We start from the raw sequence: 17363 nt of genomic DNA on the forward strand, positions 1-17363 counted from the left end.
TTATCGAAGCCGTGAGAAGTAAGCCTTGGACTCATCCGTCCCTCGCGGCCAGGATCGGAGACATGAGCAGCACACGCGTGGCCCTCGTGGCCGGGGCCAACGGGATCATCGGCCGCAAACTCGTCTCTCACCTGCGGACTCTCGACGGCTGGGAAGTGCTCGGGCTCTCCCGTCGCGGCGGACCGGGCAGCCTCGCCGTCGACCTGCTCGACCCGGCGGGCACTCGGGACGCGCTGGCCGGCGTCGGCGCGACGCACCTGTTCTACGCGGCCTACCAGGACCGGCCGACGTGGGCGGAACTCGTGCCGCCGAACGTCGCGATGCTGGAGAACCTGGTGAACGGCCTCGACGAGGGCCCGCTGGAGCACGTCAGCCTGATGCAGGGCTACAAGGTCTACGGCGCGCACCTCGGCCCGTTCAAGACTCCGGCCCGCGAAGCCGACGCCGGACAGCACATGCCACCGGAATTCAATGTGGACCAGCAGAAGTTCCTCGAACGCCGGGCCGCCGCCGGAGGCTGGTCGTGGTCGGCGATCCGGCCGTCCGTGGTCGGCGGGACGACGCTAGGCAACCCGATGAACCTCGCGCTCGTGATCGCGGTGTACGCCTCGATCTCGAAGGAACTCGGCCTGCCGCTGCGCTTTCCCGGCAAGCCCGGCGCGTACGACAGCCTGCTGGAGATGACGGACGCGCAGTTGCTCGCCGAGGGCACAGTGTGGGCAGCGACGTCCAGTCGCAACGAAGCGTTCAACATCGCCAACGGTGACCTCTTCCGTTGGCGAGAGCTGTGGCCGAAGCTGGCCGCGTACTTCGACCTTGAAGTCGCTCCGCCGCTACAGTTGCCGCTAAGCACGGTGATGGCCGACAAGGAACCGCTGTGGGACGAGATGGCGGCGAAGCACGGCCTTACTGCTTCGTACGCCAACGTCTCTTCGTGGGCCTTCGGCGACTTCGTGTTCTCGTGGGACTACGACATGTTCGCGGACACGTCGAAATCCCGCCGCGCCGGTTTTCATTCCTATGTGGACACCGAGCAGATGTTCTACCGGCTCTTCGACGAGTTCCGCCGCGAGCACGTCATCCCCGGCCGATGAACGGCATCGTGGTGGCGGTGATGGTGAGGAACTGGACGTTGGCGTCCAGCGGCAATCCCGCCATGTAGAGCACCGCGTCGGCGACGTGGCCCGCGTCGAAGGTCGGCTCGGCCAGGAGCCGTCCGTCGGCCTGCGGGATGCCCGCGGCCATCCGTTCGGTCATCTCGGTGGCCGCGTTGCCGATGTCGATCTGCCCGCACGCGACGTTCCAGGCGCGGCCGTCGAGCGAGATCGACCGGGTGAGGCCGGTGACGGCGTGCTTGGTCGCGGTGTAGGCGACGCTCGCCGGACGCGGCGCGTGCGCGGAGATCGAGCCGTTGTTGATGATCCGGCCGCCTCGCGGGTCTTGGTCGCGCATCATCCGCACGGCCTGCTGCGCGCACAGGAACATCCCGGTGAGGTTCGTGTCCACGGTGCGCCGCCAGTCCTCGACGGACAGCTCCGCGACCGTCCCGCCGAGCGACACCCCGGCGTTGTTCACCAGCAGGTCCAAGCGGCCCCATTCGCTGCGCACCGCGGAGAAAAGCGCTTCCACCGACGCGGGGTCGGCGACGTCCGTGGGCACGACCAGCGCGTTCGCGTCAGAATCGGCCGTCTCGCGCAAGGCGTCCTCGCGACGTCCGGCGAGCGCGACCCGGTATCCGGCGCCGAGCAGCGCCCCGGCGATCCGGCGGCCCAGCCCGGACCCGGCACCGGTGACCACAGCAGTCTTGTCGGACATCTCCGCCTCCTCAAAAATCCGCTCGCGCGCACGTTGCCATATCGCGGCACACTGGGCGCATGGGACCACGTGACAGGCTGCTCGCCGGGTTCGCCAACCAGCTGGGCCATCCGCGCGGCCGGGCCGGGCAGGCTGTTGTCCGGCTGCTCAACAACGTGAACCGCGGACCGGTCACCGGAGCGGTCGAGGCACTGGAGGTCCGTCGCGGCGAAACCGCGCTGGACCTGGGTTTCGGCGGCGGTCTCGGTCTCGATCTGCTGCTGCGGGCGACCGAAGGCGGCACCGTGCACGGCGCGGAAATCTCCGAAACGGCACTCGCCCGCGCGCGGCGGAAGTTCCCGAAGAACCTCGCAGCCGGACGGCTCGTGCTGCACCAAGCCGGCATGGCCGAGCTTCCGCTGGAAGACGGGACGATCGACGCGGCGTTGACCGTCAACACGGTCTATTTCGTGCCCGATCTCGCGCCCGCGTTCGCCGAGGTGGCGCGGGTGCTCTCCGGCGGCGGCCGGTTCGTCGTCGGCATCGGCGACCCCGCGATGATGCGCGAGATGCCGTTCACCAGCCACGGCTTCCGGCTGCGACCGCCGGAAGAGATCGAGAAGGCGCTCACGGACGCGGGGCTCGAGTTCCGCCGCCACGACCGGCTCGGCGACGGGCCGCGAGCCTTCCACCTGCTGATCGCCGGACGCTGAAAACGGCGGGTCCCGCTTCCGCAGAAGTCCGTGAAGGGCTCCTTGCGGGAATCTGATTCCCGCAAGGAGCCCTTCACGGACCATTGGTCTTGAGCGCGGAACCGCTACTTCTTCGGCACGCCCAGCGCCGCCAGCGCCGGGCCGGCCATGATCACGCCGTTGCCGGTCACCGCGTCGAACCCGGGCGCGCCGAGGTCGATCGCGCTCGACACCAGCGCCGTGCGGACCTCCGCCGGGGTCGCGGACGGCTTGCCGGACAGCAGCAGCGCCGCGATCGCCGCCGCGTGCGGGGCCGCCGCCGACGTGCCGAAGAACGGCTGGAAGCCGGTCACCGAGGTGGCCACGCCGTCAGCCGCGGTGATGTCCGGCTTCGCGCGGGTCGCGCCGCCGGTCGAGGACACGTTGCCCGGGGTCAGCTCGGTGCCGTCGGCGTTGTAGAAGAGGTGCCGCTGGCCGTCGGAGGTGAAGCGCTCCCACTTGCTGGCCGAGGTGAACAGGCCCGGGTACGGGCCGGCCGGGTTCGCCGGGTCGCCGGTCTCCAGCGGACGGCCGAACGCGGTCGCCGCCGGGGCCGCCGCCACCGAGAACGCCGCCGCTGCCGCCGAGTGGCCCGAGGTCACGCCCGCGGTGCTGAAGCCCTTGAGCGAACCGGAGTCGACGAACCGGCCGCGGACCACGTTGAGCGCGAAGAACCGGTCCGCGCCGCTGTACTTGACCACCGCGAGGCGGTAGCCCGAGCCCGACGTCGGCACGGTCAGGCTCTCGTACGGGTTCTGCGAACCGTTCTGCGCGTTCGCGCTGGAGGCGACGACGCTGCCGGAAGCGTTGAGCAGGAACAGGTCGTAGTCGTTGGCCGAGCGGCCCCACGGGTCCGACCAGAACAGGGTCACCGGCCTGCCGAGCGAGCCCGGCGAGAGCGGGTCGGTCGTCTGCACGCCGCTGCCCGGGTCGAAGTCGTGCGGGGTGCCGGTGACGCCCGGCAGCGTGGTGCCGGACGAGCGGAAGTCGCCCTCGTAGTAGCCGCTGGTGCCGTCGGTGAGGTTGCCGGAGTTGCCCGCGGAGGAGAAGTAGAGCGCGCCGGCCGCGGTCACGTCGTTGACCGCCTGCGCGACCTGCGTGTCCTGGAACGGCGACTCGTCGAAGTACGCGACGTCGTCGACGATCACGGTGCACTTGCCGGTGGTGCGCAGCGCGCGGATGTTGTCCGCGAAGCTCGACTCGCTGGTGAACGCGGTCGCGAAGCCGAGAGACGCGCCCGGGGCGAGGTCGTGCACGATCTCCAGCATCGCGGTGCCCTCGTCGCCGCTTCCGGCCTGGCCGGGCAGCACGTCGACGGCGGGCAGTTCGCCCGCGTTCTGCGACTTCTGCAGCGAGTTGACGCCGTCGGAAAGCACGCAGACCTTCACGCCGGTGCCGTCCACGCCGTATTGCGTACGCGCGGTGTCGGCGCCGTGGGTCTTGTCCCCTTCGGACACCTGCAGGGCGGTGACGGCTTTCTTGGCCAGCTGCCGCCGCTGCTCGTTCGGCTCGTTCCAGGTCATCGCCTGCGTCGCGGGCTGGACCTGGCGCACGTCACCGCGTGCCGCGATCTTGTCGACCGCGTTGAGCGGCAGCTGGGCGCGAACCGAGCCGTTGGACGAGGTGGACTGCACAGTGCCGCCCGCGGCGCGCACGGCGTTCGCGATCGCGGGGCCCGCCGTGCCCGCGATGTCCACGGACACCGTGCCGGCCTGGGTGACCGGCAGGCCGGTGCGGTAATCCGGCAGCAGCGCGGCGAGCTTGCGGTCGGCCCGCAGGCGCTTCTCCACGACGAGCTGGCTGGACTGCTTCTGCTCGGCCGGGGTGAGGGTCCTCTTGATGCCCTGCAACGCGCTGATCCCGGCCCCGGTGCGCGCGTTGGCCACGTCCGCGGCCGACGGTTGCGCGACGGCGACCCCGCTCCCGGCGAGCACCACCCCGACCGCGAGCGGCACCGAATACGCGGTCACCCGGCTCGTTCTTCTCATGACAACTCCCGTCCTCGCCCCCGGCCACCCACTGTGGTCACGTGAATGTAAAGAGCGACCGCGGCCAAGACCACCGACCAAAGTGGTATCTGTCCGAATGGCCCACCTGGTGAGACTTCCCCGGGCACTTCCCGGCCGGAAACGGAGCTGGCACTCTGCTCCCGTGGCGAACCTGGGGAGGGACTTCGCGCGGCTGTGGGCCGCGTACGCGATCAGCACGGCGGGCAGCACGGTCGGCGCGGGCGCGCTCGGGCTGGTCGCGGTGCTCGTGCTCGACGCTCCGGCGTGGCAGGTTTCCCTGATCACCGCCATCTCGGCGGCCGCCAGCGCGGTACTCGCCTTCCCGCTCGGACCCCGTGTCGAATTCGCCCGGAAACGTCCCGCGATGATCACCGGCGACCTGGTCCGCTGCGCCGCGCTGGCGAGCGTGCCGGTGGCGGCCGCGCTGCATGTGCTGACCATGCCGCAGCTCTACGCGGTCGACATCGTCGTCGCCACCGCCGCGGTCATCTTCTCCGCCGCCAGCGGCGCACACCTCAAAGCCCTCGTCGCGCCGGACGAGCGGGCTGTCGCGTTGAGCCGCTTCGAAAGCACCGACTGGGTCTGCTGGTCCGCCGGACCTCCGTTGGGCGGGGTTTTGATCAGCGGGCTGGGCGCGACCGCGACGATGCTCATCGACGCTTTCTCGTTTCTGCTGTCCGCGCTCGGAATCCGCCGCTTGCGTACGCCGGAACCGCCTCCTGCGGTTGCTTCGGACCATTCGCGGCGAGGCTTCACCGACGGTTGGCGTTTCCTCCTGCGCAGTCCCGAACTGCGGCCGTTGTTCTTCAACTCGGTCTTGTTCAGCGGCGCGGTCCTTTGGGTGACGCCGCTGCAAACCGTGCTGATGCTGCGGGATCTCCGGTTTGCTCCGTGGGAATACGGGCTGGTGCTGGGCGTTCCCTGTCTCGGCGGGCTGCTCGGCGCTCGTCTCGCTCCGCTGCTCAGCTCTCGTTATGGCGCGCGGAAAGTCTTGCGGTGGACCAGTTTCGCGCGCACTCCGTGGCTGCTCGCTGCTCCGTTCGCCTTTCCCGGACCGGCCGGAGTCGTCCTGCTGATCGCCGCCGACTTCGGACTGTTGCTGGCGGCGGGCATCTTCAACCCGACCTACTCGGCGTACCGCCTGTCGCTCATCGACGACGCCGTTCTGACGCGGACGCTCACCGCCTGGTCGACCGGAACCCGTACCGCCAAACCGATTTTCATCACCCTCGGCGGGATCGCGGCCGGGCTGCTCGGCGTGCGGTTTTCCCTGGGGATCGGCGCCGTGCTTTGTCTGCTCAGCGCCGCCGCGTTGCCCGCCCGCCGGGGCGCGTGATCAGTTTTTGTCGGTGGTGCCGGTTACCGTGGCCGGCATGTTCAAGATCGACCGCGCGGCCGCTGCCGACGCCGCCGCGCTCACCGACCTCATGCACGCATCCTCGGCCTACCAGGGCCGGTACGCCTCCATCCTGGAGGGCTACGCCGTCACGCCGGATTACCTTCGCCAGCACCAGGTTCTGGTCGCGCGCGGGCCATCGGGACCAGTGGGATTCGCCGCGCTCGCCGATGCCGAACTGGACCTGTTGTTCGTCGCGGACGAAGCGCAGGGAACCGGAATGGGCGCTCGGCTGGTGCAGCGAATCCTCGATACGGCAAGGGAAAACGGGCTGACCGAGGTGCGCGTGGTGTCGCATCCGCCCGCGGTGAAGTTCTACGAACCCATGGGAGCCCGGCAGGTCGGGACTGTCCCGCCGAAGCCGCCGAGGATCTCGTGGTCCCGGCCGGAGCTGGTGTTCTCGTTGCCCGGAAACGACAGCGCCCCGGCCCGCGAAACCACCGCGGGCCAGGGCGACCGGCGAAGAATCAGAAGTTGATCATATGACCGGCCAGTCCGTGCACCGCTTCCTTGACCGCCTCGCCCAGTGTCGGGTGCGCATGCACGTTGCGCGAAATCTCGTGCACCGTAAGGTCCCACTGCTGCGCCAGCGTCAGCTCCGGCAGCAGCTCCGTCACGTCCGGGCCGATGAGGTGCGCGCCGAGCAGTTCGCCGTACTTCGCGTCGCTCAGCACCTTCACGAAGCCCGCCGCGTCGCCGAGGCCGTGCGCCTTGCCGTTGGCCGTGAACGGGAACTTCGCCACCTGGACGTCAAGGCCCTTCTCGCGCGCCTGTTCCTCGGTCCAGCCGAAGCTCGCGATCTGCGGCTGGCAGTACGTCGCGCGCGGGATCATCACGAAGTCCAGTTCCATGGTCTCCGCGCCGGCGATCGTCTCCGCCGCCACGATGCCCATCGACTCCGACGCGTGCGCCAGCATCAGCTTCGCCGTCACGTCGCCGATCGCGAACAGGTGCGGCACGTTCGTCCGGCCGCGGCCGTCGATCGCGATCGCGCCGCGCTCGGTCAGCTCGACGCCGGTGTTCTCCAGGCCGTAGCCCTCGACGTTCGGCCGGAACCCGATGGCCTGCAACACCTTGTCGGCCTCGAGCACCTGCTGCTCGCCGTCCTTCGACACGGTCACGAGCACCTTGGCTCCCGAGTCGTCGATCGCCTCGACCTTGGTGCCCAGCAGCACCTTGATCCCCAGCTTGCGGTAGCGCTTCGCGAGTTCGGCCGACACCTCGGCGTCCTCGAGCGGCACCATCCGGTCGAGGAACTCGACGATCGTCACGTCCACGCCGTAGTTGCGCAGCACGTACGCGAACTCGACGCCGATCGCGCCTGCCCCGGCGATCACGATGCTGCCCGGCAGCTCGCTTTCCAGGATCTGCTTTTCGTAGGTGACCACGCGCTCGCTGCGCTGCGTGCCCGGCAGCAGCCGCGCAGTCGCACCGGTGGCGATGATGCCGTAGGTGAAGGTGATCCGCTCGCCGTTCACCTCGAGGGTGTTGGCGTCCACGAAGGTGCCGCGACCGTTGTACTCGGTGATCTTGTTCTTCTTCATCAGGAAGTGCACGCCCTTGACGCGCCCGTCCGCGACCTTGCGGCTGCGCTCGTACGCCGCGGTGTAGTCGAACCGGATCTCCCCGTCGGAGGAGATGCCGTAGGTCTTGGCCTCCTCCTTCACCGTGTGCGCGAGCTCGGCGTTGCGCAGCAGCGCCTTCGAAGGAATGCAGCCGACGTTGAGGCACACCCCGCCCCAGTACTTCTCTTCCACGACCGCCACGCTCAGGCCCAGCTGCGAAGCCCGGATCGCCGCGACGTACCCACCGACTCCGGCCCCGAGGACCACCACGTCATAGTCTGCGCTCATACCGTTGAAACTACCTCCCGAGCCCGCGCGGGGCGGCGTGACGGCGCCCGCTTTCGGCTCGGGCGCATCCTCGGCCGGATGATTCCCGGAAAATTCGCCGGAACTGCGCGGACCGTGCGCGCCGAGGTTCCTTCCGGCGCGGCCGGATCGTCCACAGTGGCGCCTTCGCCTGGCGGTACCGCGGAGTCCGCCGGTCAGGCCGGCGGGCGCTCGCCCCGGATCCCGGCCAGCAGCTCCGTCACCGCGGCCATGATCCGCGCCGTGGCCTCCTGGAGCACGTCCCTGGTCAGTTCCCGCTCGCGCAGGTCGCTGAGGTCCACCGGCTCCCCGGCGGCGAACTCGATCTTCCGCCGCGGCAGGACGCGCGGGAACCACGCGCCGGCGGGCAGCAGTTCGTGCGTGCCCCAGTTCGCGACCGGGATCACCGGCGCGCCGGTCTCCAGCGCGACGCGCGCGGCTCCGGTCTTGCCGTTCTTCGCCGGCCAGCCGTCCGGGTCGGCGGAGAAGCCGCCCTCCGGGAAGACCGCCAGGCACTCGCCAGCCCGCACCGCGGCGACGGCGTCGCGGTACGCGCCCGCGGCGGTCGGCGCGCCGCGGTGGACCGGGATGTGCTTGCCCGAACGCATCACCGCCTTGATCACCGGCGCGTTCCACAGGCTCGCCTTCGCGAGGTACCGCGGCACCCGGCCGGAACCGAGGCAGAACGCGGTGAGCGTCGTCGGGTCGGCGTTCGACAGATGGTTGGAGGCCACCACGACCCCGCCCGATTCCGGGATGTTCCGCGCGCCGCGCACGCGGAACCGGCTCGTGACGGCGAGCAGCTGCCACACCACCTCGATCGCGAAGTGGTACCAGGCGCCCCGGCCGGAGCGGGCGAAGCTCCTGCCGTACCTCTGCATGCCGCGGAAGCCGAGCAGCTCCCCTTCGAGCGGGGTCCAGTGGTCCCGGGTCCGGGTGCGCAGCGCCATGAGCGTCATTCGTAGCGGAAGACGCTCCGGTTCGGCGCCGCGCGGGCCCTGGACGCGGCGGGGATCACACCCGCTCGAGCACCACCACGGGGATCTCGCGGTCGGTCTTCTTCTGGTAGTCGTTGTAGGCGGGCCACACCGCGGCGAGCTTGTCCCACAGCCGGGCGCGTTCCTCGCCGGTCGCGGTCCGGGCGCGCGCGGTGAACTTGTCGCCCCACACCTGCACGCGGACCTCGGGGTTCTCCTGCAGGTTCAGGTACCAGCCGGGGTGGTTCGGCGCGCCGCCCTTGGAGGCGACGATCACCGGGTTGCCGTTGTCCTCCTGGTAGATCAGGGCGAACTTGCGGTCCTGGCCCGTCTTGCGGCCCTTCGTGGTGAGCACCAGCGTCGGCACGCCCTCCTGCCAGTCGTGCCCGACCTTCCCGTCGGTCTCCTCGTAACGGCGAACGTGCTCGTCACCGAACAGCATGCGGATTTCCTTTCGTTCGACTTCCGCGCTCGACAGCCCGGACCTGCCCTCCCACCCTGCCGCGAACCGGTCGGTGGCGCTGATCAGCTCGTGCAGCGTGCCCGGTTCGTCGAAGGCGTGCCCGGCGTCGCCGATCATCTTGAGCTCGGCGCCCGGCAGCACCTGTGCGAGTTCCCAGGCCGTGGTGGCGGGAGTGACCACGTCGTACCTGCCCTGCACCAGAACGCACGGGATGCCCGACAGCTTCCCGGCGCCGCGGATCAGCTGGTCCGGGGCGAGCCAGCCGCCGTGCCGGAAGTAGTGGTTCTCGATCCGCGCGATCGCGAGCGCGAACTCCGGCTCGGCGAACGCGGCCACCACCTCTTCCTGCGGGGTGAACTTGACGGTTTCGCCCTCCCACCGGCTCCAGGCGAGCGCGGCGGGCCCGTGCACGTTCGGGTCCGGGTGATTCAGCAGTTCGTGGTACACCTCGAGCAGGTCCCCGCCGCGGCGCGCGTACGGCACCGGCGCGAGGAACCTCGACCACGCCTCCGGGAACAGGCACGCCGCGCCGCCGCCGAAGAGCCACTGCACTTCCTTGAGCCGGAGCGTCGCGACGCCGCGCAGGATCAGCTCGGTCACCCGCTCCGGATGGGTCTCGGCGTAGGCGAGCGCGAGCACGCTCCCCCACGAGCCGCCGAACAGCTGCCAGCGGTCGATGCCGCGGTCCTCGCGCAGCTGTTCCATGTCGGAGACCAGATGCCAGGTCGTGTTCACCGACAGGTCGACGTCCGGCTCGCTGCAGTGCGGCGTGCTCCGGCCGCAGCCGCGCTGGTCGAACAGCACGATCCGGTAGCGCTCCGGGTCGAACAGCCGCCGGTGCCGCGCCGACGCGCCGCCCCCGGGCCCGCCGTGCAGGAACGCGACCGGTTTGCCCTCGGGATTGCCGCATTCCTCCCAGTACAGCGTGTTGCCGTCGCCGACCGGCAGCATCCCGTGGTCGTACGGATCGAGTTCCGGGTACAGACCGAGCATGCAGCCACTATGCCCGACCTCGGTGCCCTCCCGCTGGCGGTCCACTGTGGACGCGCGAACCCCGCAGGAGGGCTCCGGTTAGGCTTCCCTCATGGCGAAGGTACTGGTGGTGGAGGACGACGCGGCGATCGGCAGCGTCCTCGACTCCGCGCTGCGCGGGCACGGCCACACAGTGCAATGGTGCCGGGACGGACGAAGCGCGCTGCGCGAGACCGCGGCCGATCTCGTGCTGCTGGACCTGGGCCTCCCGGACGTGGACGGCGTCGAGGTGTGCCGGCGGCTCCGCTCGGCCCTGCCGGGCGCGGTGCTGGTGATCCTGACCGCGCGGGCGGACGAGATGGACGTCGTGGTCGGGCTGGAGGCCGGGGCCGACGACTACCTCACCAAGCCCATCCGGCTGGCCGAACTGCTCGCCCGGGTGCGCGCGCACCTCCGCCGGGGCGCGCCCGCCGCGCCGTCGACGCCGGTCGTCCGGATCGGCGCGCTGGAGGTCGACATCGCGAGCAGGCGGGTCAGCCTGGGCGGCCGGGAGGTCGTGCTGCGCGCGCGGGAGTTCGACCTGCTCGCGCGGCTGGCCGTCCAGCCGGGCCAGGCGGTGAGCCGGGACACGCTGATGTCCGACGTGTGGGATTCGCACTGGCACGGCTCCACCAAGACGCTCGACGTGCACATCGCCGCGCTGCGCCGGAAGCTCGCCTCGGCGGCCGAGTCGCCGTACGAGGTGCCGCGGATCGCCACCCTGCGCGGGCACGGATACCGGCTAGAGGGGGACTGAACGGGGTGCGCCGCCGGATCGTGACGCTCACCGTCCTCGCGGCGGTCCTGGCCACGAGCCTGTTCGGGCTGCCGCTCGCCATCGGGGCGCTGTGGTACTTCCGCACGCACACCACGTCCGCGCTGGAACGGGCCGCCGACGGCACGGCCGTCGGGGTGTCCGACGCGCTCGCCGCCGGCGAGCCCTTCCAGGTCCCGGAGAACGAGGACGGCGCCGAGGTCGGCGTCTACGACCCGAAGGGCCATCTGCTCGCCGGGGTGGGCCCGCCGACGGCGGACGACGTCGTGCGCGGAGTCACGGCCAGCCGCAGCGACATGCTGAACCAGAAGGTCGGCGACGAGGACGTGCTGGCCGTCCCGGTGCTGACCGGGGCCCGCCTCACCGGCATCGTGCGCGCGGCGCTCCCCCGGTCCGCGCTGACCCGCGACGTCGGCGTCACCTGGCTGGTGATGGCCGGCTGCGCGATCGGCGCGGTGCTCGCGAGCTGGCTGGTCGCCCGGCGCATCGCCGCACGGCTGACCCGCCCGCTGGAGGACCTGGCGTGCGCCGCGGCCCGGCTGGGCGAGGGCGACTTCTCCGCCCGGTCCCGGCGCTCGGCGATCCCGGAAATCGACCGCGTCGGCGCGGCACTGGACGTCACCGCGACCCGCATCGGCGAAACGCTGGAACGGGAACGCGCCTTCTCCGCCGAGGCGTCGCACCAGCTCCGCACCCCGCTGGCCGGCTTGCGCCTGCAGCTGGAGTCCGCCCTGGAAACCCCCGGCCGCGACCCGTACGCGGCCATCCGCGCCGGCATCACCGCCGCCGACCGGCTGGAAAGGACCGTCGAAGACCTGCTCGCGCTGTCCCGGGAACGCCGCTCCCCGCGCGACGAACTGGACCTGCCCGCCCTGCTGGCGGAGCTGCGCGACGTCCCCCTGCCCGACCACCGCGAACTGCGCCTGGAAATCACCGACCCGCCGCCCGCCCGCGCCTCGGCCCCCGCGGTCCGCCAGGTACTGGCAGTCCTGCTGGACAACGCGGTGAACCACGGCGAAGGCACGATCACCGTCCGAGCCCGCGACGCCGGCGGCGCCCTGGCCGTGGACGTCGTCGACGAAGGCCCGGACCTGGGCGAGCGCGACCCGTTCTCCGACCACACCCCCGGCGGACACGGAATAGGCCTCCGCCTGGCAAGAAGCCTGGCCGAAGCCGAAGGAGGCCGCCTCCGCCTGTCGCGCCCCGATCCGCCGACGTTCACGCTGCTGCTTCCGGAAGCACCCTCCTCCTGACCCGGTTTCCGGAAGCGGGGTGCCTTCGTTCGCGCCGCCGACCTGCTCAGCGGGCGACCGGACCAGCCCGCAACTCCTCGCCCGCTGCGCGCTGCGGAGGCCTACCCACCGAGCCGACGCACCGCAGCCGGGACTTGGCGGTGCCTCGTCCATCGCACCGAGCCTTCCCTCTCTGACCCGCGAGCGCGCACCGCCGCGCGTTCGTGCCTCCGTTCCCACCCGTCCCGCAGCCGAATGACGCGATGCACCGCGGCTCCGCGTCCGGCACCCAGCCGTGCCCGGGCCCGCGACTCCAGGACGTCCGGTCTCCATCGGCCCCGCTGCCGAAACCTGGAGCGCCACTACCCCGCTGTCCGGCATCCGAGTTTCGCCCGGTGCCCGCAGCTCCACGTCACCCCGCCCCAGCCGAACTTGCGATGCCCCGGCCACCTCGGCAGTGCCCGGAACCGGCGGTTCCAAAGCCGTCCCACCTCTATCCGCCCGGCCGCCGCACCCGGCACCCGCCCGGCATCCGCAGCCCCCAACCCCGCCCATCCCGCCTGACCTGCGCAGGCGAACCCGCAGCCGAACCCGCGACGCCCCAGCACCACCACATCCGGCACCCCGACCGCACCTGGTGCCGCGACCCCACGCCCGTCCGCCCCGCAAAACAAACCGACTGCACCCGGGCCCCAGCCCCGCCCGACATCCGCAGCGCTCAACCCCGCCCAGCCCGCCGGACCTGCGCAGGCAAACCCGCAGCCGAAACCCGCGACGCCCAGCGCCACCACATCCGGCACCCCGGCCGCACCTCGTGCCGTGACCCCACGCCCGTCCGCCCCCAAACAAACCCACCGCACCCGACACCCAGCCACGCCCGCCATCCGCAACGCTCAACCCCGCCCAGCCCGCCCGACCTGCGCAGCCAAACCCGCCGCCGAAGGCCCCCATCCCCGATCACTTACAGTCAGGAACGGCCTGCGAGCCCACCCGGCCCAGGCAGTGTCCCCGCCGAAACCGACTCCGAGAGCGCAATGAATCACCCCTCACCTCCGTTTTTCCACAACAGATCTCGGTTCTCGGGGCAATTTTCGATCGATACCGTGGCTCGAAGTCGACAGTGCCGTCACAATCCATCGCTAGGAGCCGCCCGGTGAGCACCACCTCGTCCAGTCCTGCGCGCGGGAGGCTCGCTTCGGCGATGCTGCGCCGCAAGCCGGTCACCGATCTGGTCGCCGAGGCCGATCACGGGCCGCTCAAGCGGTCGCTCGGGCTCAGTCAGCTGACCATGCTCAGCATCGGGGCCACCCTGGGCAGCGGGATCTTCGTGGTGCTCGGCGAAGCCGTTCCGGTGGCCGGGCCCGCGGTCGTGGTTTCGTTCGTGCTCGCCGGGATCACCGCGTTGTTCTCCGCGCTTTCCTACGCCGAGCTGGCGGGCATGATCCCGCTCTCCGGCTCCTCGTACTCCTACGCGTACGCGACGCTCGGCGAGCTGGTCGCCTGGGTGTGCGGCTGGTGCCTGGTGCTGGAGTACGGCGTCTCGGTCGCGTCGGTCGCGGTCGGGTGGGGGCAGTACGTCAACGAACTGCTGCACCTGGCGTTCGGCGTCACGCTGCCGGACGCGCTCAGCGGGCCCCCGGGCGACGGCGGGCTGGTCAACATTCCGGCGATCGTCGTGGTGCTGCTGGCGATGGTGCTGCTGCTGTCCGGCGCGAAGGAAAGCGCGCGGGCCAACGCGATCATGGTCGTCGTGAAGATCGGCACGCTGATCTTGTTCTGCGCCATCGCGTTCACCGCCGTCCGGGCGCAGAACTTCACGCCGTTCCTGCCGCTCGGGCTGGCCGGGATGAGCGCCGGCGGGGCGAAGTTGTTCTTCTCCTACATCGGGTTCGACGCCGCGTCCACCGCCGGCGAGGAGGCGCGCGATCCGCAGCGCGACCTGCCGCGCGCGATTCTGCTGTCGCTGGCCATCGTGACCGTTCTCTACTGCCTCGTCGCGGTCGCCGCGATCGGGGCGCTGCCCTGGCAGGAGTTCGGCGACAAACAAGCCGCGCTGTCGCACGTGCTCACCACGATCTCCGGCAACCCGCTCTGGGCGATCCTGCTCGCGATCGGCGCGATCGTGGCGATCTCCAGCGTCGTGCTGACCGTCCTTTACGGACAGACGCGGATCCTCTTCGCCATGTCGCGCGACGGGCTCGTGCCGAAATCGCTGTCCGCCGTGCATCCGAAAACCGGCGTGCCGCGCACCAACACGCTCGTGGTGTCGGGATTCGTCGCGGTGCTCGCCGCGTTCATCCCGCTCGGCAAGCTCGCCGACGCCACCAGCATCGGGACGCTGTTCGCCTTCGGACTGGTCAACGTCGCCGTGCTGATCCTGCGCAAGCGCCGCCCGGAGGCGCAGCGCTCCTTCCGGGTGCCGTTCTCGCCGGTCACGCCGATCCTCGGAGTGCTCTGCTGCGCCTACATGATGTTCAGCCTCGACGGGGCGACCTGGATCGTGTTCGGCGCGTGGATGCTGCTCGGCCTCGTCATCTACTTCGGCTACAGCATCCGGCGCTCCCGGCTGGCGGAGACCGTCCGATGATCATCGCTGTCCACCAAGGACCGCACGACCGGCTGCCCGAGGCGATGGCCGCGGCGGCGGAGCGCGGCGCTGAACTGGTCGTGACCGCTGAAATGGGTACCACCGGCTACAACATCGGTGCGGAAGCGGTCGCCGAGTTGGCGGAACCAGCGGACGGGCCGCGCGCGGCCGAGCTGGGCGCGTTGGCGGCCAAGCACCAGATCGGGTTGGTCTACGGCTACCCCGAGCGCGACGGCGACGCGGTGTACAACTCGGCGCAATTGCTTTCCGCACAAGGGGAACGGCTCGCGAACTACCGCAAGACCCACCTGTTCGGCGACCTCGACCGCGATCAGTTCTCCCCTGGTGACGAGCCGGTGGTGCAGGCCGACTTCAACGGCCTCCGCACCGGTCTGCTGATCTGTTACGACGTCGAGTTCCCCGAGCTGGTCCGCGCGCACGCGCTCGCGGGCACGGACCTGCTGCTCGTCCCCACCGCGCTGATGCGGCCGTACGAGCGCGTCGCCGACCTGCTCATTCCGGTTCGGGCGCACGAAAGCCAGCTGTACATCGTGTACGCGAACCGCTGCGACACCGAAGGCGAACTCACCTACTGCGGACGCTCGACAGTCGCGTCTCCGGACGACGTCGTCGCGAAGGCCGGGCCGGGCGAAGAGCTGCTCTTCGCCGAACTCGACCCCGCTGCGCTCGCTCAAGCACGAGCCGAAACTCCGTACCTGGCCGACCGACGGCCGTCGCTGTACCGCTCTCTCACCGAAGGACCCCGGGCATGACCTCCGCAGTTCCCGCCGCGATCCACGCCGAGGAACCCGCCGGCCGGCCGATCACGATGTTCGGCCCCGATTTCCCGTTCGCCTACGACGATTACCTCGCGCATCCGGCCGGGCTCGGCAGCGTGCCGGAGGAGGTGCACGGCACCGAGGTCGCGGTCATCGGCGGCGGCCTCTCCGGCATCGTGGCCGCCTACGAGCTGATGAAACTCGGGCTGCGGCCGGTCGTGTACGAGATCGACGGCATCGGCGGACGGCTGCGCACGCACCACTTCCCCGGGCTGCCCGACGACGTGGTCGCCGAGATGGGCGCGATGCGGTTCCCGCCGTCGTCGACTTCGCTGTTCCACTACATCGACAAGGCCGGGCTGGAAACCACGCCGTTCCCGAACCCGCTTTCGCCCGCTACGCCGAGCACGGTTGTCGACCTCAAGGGCCACAGCCATTACGCGCGCACGCCGGAAGATCTGCCCGAGGTATACGGCGAAGTGGCGCGAGCATGGCAGCGGACACTCGACGAGCACGCGTCGTTCGCCGAGATGCAGACCGCGATCCGCAATCGCGACGCCGCGACGGTCAAAAAGATCTGGAACGAGCTGGTGCCCCGGCTCGACAACCAGACCTTCTACGGATTCCTGTGCGATTCCCCGGCGTTTTCCTCGTTCCGGCACCGGGAGATCTTCGGCCAGGTCGGATTCGGCACCGGCGGCTGGGACACCGACTTCCCGAACTCGATTCTCGAAATCCTCCGCGTGGTCTATACCGGCGCGGACGACGACCACCGCAGCATCGTCGGCGGCAGCGGGCAGCTCCCGAAGCGGCTGTGGGAGCACGTCCCGGAGAAGCTCGCGCACTGGCCGTCCGGCACGAATCTGGCTTCCCTGCACGAAAACGGGCAGCCGCGGCCGGGCGTCACGCGGCTGCACCGGACCGCGCCGAACAACGTCACCGTCACCGACGCCTCCGGCCACATCCGCACGTTCGGCGCCGCGGTGTTCACCGCGCAGAGCTGGATGCTGCTGTCGAAGATCGAATGCGACGAGGCGCTGTTCCCGATCGACCACTGGACGGCCATCGAGCGCACGCACTACATGGCCTCCTCCAAGGTGTTCGTTCCGGTCGACCGCCCGTTCTGGCTCGACCGCGACCCGGTCACCGGCCGCGACACGATGAGCATGACGCTGACCGACCGGATGCCGCGCGGCACTTACCTTCTCGGCGACGACCCGGACCGGCCCGCGGTGATCTGCCTGTCCTACACGTGGGCCGACGATTCGCTGAAGTGGCTGCCGCTTTCCGTGTCCGACCGCGTCGAGGTGATGCTGCAGTCGCTGCGCGAGATCTACCCCGGCGTCGACGTGCGGCGGCACATCGTGGGCGACCCGGTGACCGTGTCGTGGGAAGCCGAACCGCATTTCATGGGCGCGTTCAAGGCGAACCTGCCCGGGCATTACCGGTACCAGCACCGCCTTTTCACGCACTTCGTGCAGGATTCACTGCCCGAGCGCTATCGCGGTTTGTTCCTTGCGGGCGACGACATTTCGTGGACCGCGGGCTGGGCCGAGGGCGCCGTGCAGACCGCGCTCAACGCGGTATGGGGCGTGCAGCGGCACTTCGGCGGCGCGAGCGATCCGGCGAATCCCGGTCCGGGAGACCGTTTCGCGGACCTCGCGCCGATCGCGCTTCCGGACTGACCGGGTCGTCAACCCATACCGCGCGGTAGCAGCCGAACGTGTTTCCGCCGCGA

General features: G+C 70.4%; 14 protein-coding genes. 9 read left to right on the plus strand and 5 right to left on the minus strand.

Annotated features, from left to right (window positions below; translation table 11 throughout):
- The first annotated feature begins 62 nt into the window (after positions 1 to 62).
- Entirely contained in the window at positions 63 to 1094 is a 1032-nt protein-coding gene (locus CU254_RS28005; protein WP_037715068.1) for an SDR family oxidoreductase, read from the plus strand.
- Here the strand turns inward: CU254_RS28005 and CU254_RS28010 are convergent.
- Complete coding sequence (locus CU254_RS28010; RefSeq protein ID WP_009081458.1) at positions 1078 to 1815, minus strand: SDR family oxidoreductase; 738 nt, start codon at positions 1813 to 1815, stop codon at positions 1078 to 1080. The genes CU254_RS28005 and CU254_RS28010 overlap by 17 nt on opposite strands.
- 59 nt (positions 1816 to 1874) lie before the next feature.
- Between CU254_RS28010 and CU254_RS28015 the strand changes: the two genes are divergently transcribed.
- Positions 1875 to 2507, plus strand: a complete 633-nt coding sequence (locus CU254_RS28015; RefSeq protein WP_009081460.1) for a class I SAM-dependent methyltransferase — start codon at positions 1875 to 1877, stop codon at positions 2505 to 2507.
- A 104-nt stretch (positions 2508 to 2611) separates the two neighbouring features.
- Here the strand turns inward: CU254_RS28015 and CU254_RS28020 are convergent, their stop codons facing one another.
- On the minus strand, positions 2612 to 4513 hold the full coding sequence (locus CU254_RS28020) for a S8 family serine peptidase (protein WP_009081462.1): 1902 nt from the start codon (positions 4511 to 4513) through the stop codon (positions 2612 to 2614).
- Between the two features lie 163 nt (positions 4514 to 4676).
- Here CU254_RS28020 and CU254_RS28025 point away from each other — a divergent pair, with 163 nt between their 5' ends.
- Both CU254_RS28025 and CU254_RS28030 read left to right on the plus strand, forming a co-directional pair.
- Positions 4677 to 5870, plus strand: a complete 1194-nt coding sequence (locus CU254_RS28025; RefSeq protein WP_037715070.1) for an MFS transporter — start codon at positions 4677 to 4679, stop codon at positions 5868 to 5870.
- A 37-nt stretch (positions 5871 to 5907) separates the two neighbouring features.
- Complete coding sequence (locus CU254_RS28030; RefSeq protein WP_009081466.1) at positions 5908 to 6408, plus strand: GNAT family N-acetyltransferase; 501 nt, start codon at positions 5908 to 5910, stop codon at positions 6406 to 6408.
- Here CU254_RS28030 and lpdA read toward each other — a convergent pair.
- The 3 genes from lpdA to pip form a co-directional block, all read right to left on the minus strand.
- Positions 6398 to 7783 (minus strand): dihydrolipoyl dehydrogenase, encoded by a 1386-nt coding sequence (gene lpdA, locus CU254_RS28035; RefSeq protein WP_037715073.1) that lies wholly within the window; start codon positions 7781 to 7783, stop codon positions 6398 to 6400. The two genes, CU254_RS28030 and lpdA, sit on opposite strands and share 11 nt — an antisense overlap.
- Positions 7784 to 7977: 194 nt before the next feature.
- A complete protein-coding gene (locus tag CU254_RS28040) occupies positions 7978 to 8760 on the minus strand; it encodes a 1-acyl-sn-glycerol-3-phosphate acyltransferase (protein WP_009081470.1) in 783 nt (260 codons plus the stop codon).
- Between the two features lie 55 nt (positions 8761 to 8815).
- Positions 8816 to 10234 carry a prolyl aminopeptidase gene (gene pip, locus CU254_RS28045; RefSeq protein ID WP_009081472.1) on the minus strand — a complete coding sequence of 473 codons (1419 nt, stop codon included), beginning with the start codon at positions 10232 to 10234 and terminating at the stop codon, positions 8816 to 8818.
- A 91-nt stretch (positions 10235 to 10325) separates the two neighbouring features.
- Here pip and CU254_RS28050 point away from each other — a divergent pair, with 91 nt between their 5' ends.
- The 5 genes from CU254_RS28050 (at position 10326) to CU254_RS28070 (ending at position 17310) form a co-directional block, all read left to right on the plus strand.
- Positions 10326 to 11009, plus strand: coding sequence for a response regulator transcription factor (locus tag CU254_RS28050; RefSeq protein ID WP_009081473.1), 684 nt, complete (start codon positions 10326 to 10328; stop codon positions 11007 to 11009).
- A gap of 5 nt (positions 11010 to 11014) precedes the next feature.
- Positions 11015 to 12280 carry a HAMP domain-containing sensor histidine kinase gene (locus CU254_RS28055; RefSeq protein ID WP_009081474.1) on the plus strand — a complete coding sequence of 422 codons (1266 nt, stop codon included), beginning with the start codon at positions 11015 to 11017 and terminating at the stop codon, positions 12278 to 12280.
- 1180 nt (positions 12281 to 13460) lie between these two features.
- A complete protein-coding gene (locus tag CU254_RS28060) occupies positions 13461 to 14846 on the plus strand; it encodes an amino acid permease (protein ID WP_037715075.1) in 1386 nt (461 codons plus the stop codon).
- Positions 14843 to 15619 carry a carbon-nitrogen hydrolase family protein gene (locus CU254_RS28065; RefSeq protein WP_009081477.1) on the plus strand — a complete coding sequence of 259 codons (777 nt, stop codon included), beginning with the start codon at positions 14843 to 14845 and terminating at the stop codon, positions 15617 to 15619. The genes CU254_RS28060 and CU254_RS28065 overlap by 4 nt, the downstream gene beginning before the upstream one ends.
- Positions 15616 to 17310 carry an NAD(P)/FAD-dependent oxidoreductase gene (locus CU254_RS28070; RefSeq protein ID WP_009081478.1) on the plus strand — a complete coding sequence of 565 codons (1695 nt, stop codon included), beginning with the start codon at positions 15616 to 15618 and terminating at the stop codon, positions 17308 to 17310. Before CU254_RS28065 ends, CU254_RS28070 begins: the two co-directional genes overlap by 4 nt.
- Positions 17311 to 17363 lie beyond the last annotated feature (53 nt).

This window comes from Amycolatopsis sp. AA4 (assembly GCF_002796545.1).
Lineage (GTDB): Bacteria > Actinomycetota > Actinomycetes > Mycobacteriales > Pseudonocardiaceae > Amycolatopsis.

Bases quoted from the DNA above. Each gene is read 5' to 3' on its own strand.
- CU254_RS28005 (WP_037715068.1), top strand. From the start codon at position 63: ATGAGCAGCACACGCGTGGCCCTCGTGGCCGGGGCCAACGGGATCATC.
- CU254_RS28010 (WP_009081458.1), bottom strand. From the start codon at position 1,815: ATGTCCGACAAGACTGCTGTGGTCACCGGTGCCGGGTCCGGGCTGGGC.
- CU254_RS28015 (WP_009081460.1), top strand. From the start codon at position 1,875: ATGGGACCACGTGACAGGCTGCTCGCCGGGTTCGCCAACCAGCTGGGC.
- CU254_RS28020 (WP_009081462.1), bottom strand. From the start codon at position 4,513: ATGAGAAGAACGAGCCGGGTGACCGCGTATTCGGTGCCGCTCGCGGTC.
- CU254_RS28030 (WP_009081466.1), top strand. From the start codon at position 5,908: ATGTTCAAGATCGACCGCGCGGCCGCTGCCGACGCCGCCGCGCTCACC.
- lpdA (WP_037715073.1), bottom strand. From the start codon at position 7,783: ATGAGCGCAGACTATGACGTGGTGGTCCTCGGGGCCGGAGTCGGTGGG.
- CU254_RS28040 (WP_009081470.1), bottom strand. From the start codon at position 8,760: ATGACGCTCATGGCGCTGCGCACCCGGACCCGGGACCACTGGACCCCG.
- pip (WP_009081472.1), bottom strand. From the start codon at position 10,234: ATGCTCGGTCTGTACCCGGAACTCGATCCGTACGACCACGGGATGCTG.
- CU254_RS28050 (WP_009081473.1), top strand. From the start codon at position 10,326: ATGGCGAAGGTACTGGTGGTGGAGGACGACGCGGCGATCGGCAGCGTC.
- CU254_RS28060 (WP_037715075.1), top strand. From the start codon at position 13,461: ATGCTGCGCCGCAAGCCGGTCACCGATCTGGTCGCCGAGGCCGATCAC.
- CU254_RS28065 (WP_009081477.1), top strand. From the start codon at position 14,843: ATGATCATCGCTGTCCACCAAGGACCGCACGACCGGCTGCCCGAGGCG.
- CU254_RS28070 (WP_009081478.1), top strand. From the start codon at position 15,616: ATGACCTCCGCAGTTCCCGCCGCGATCCACGCCGAGGAACCCGCCGGC.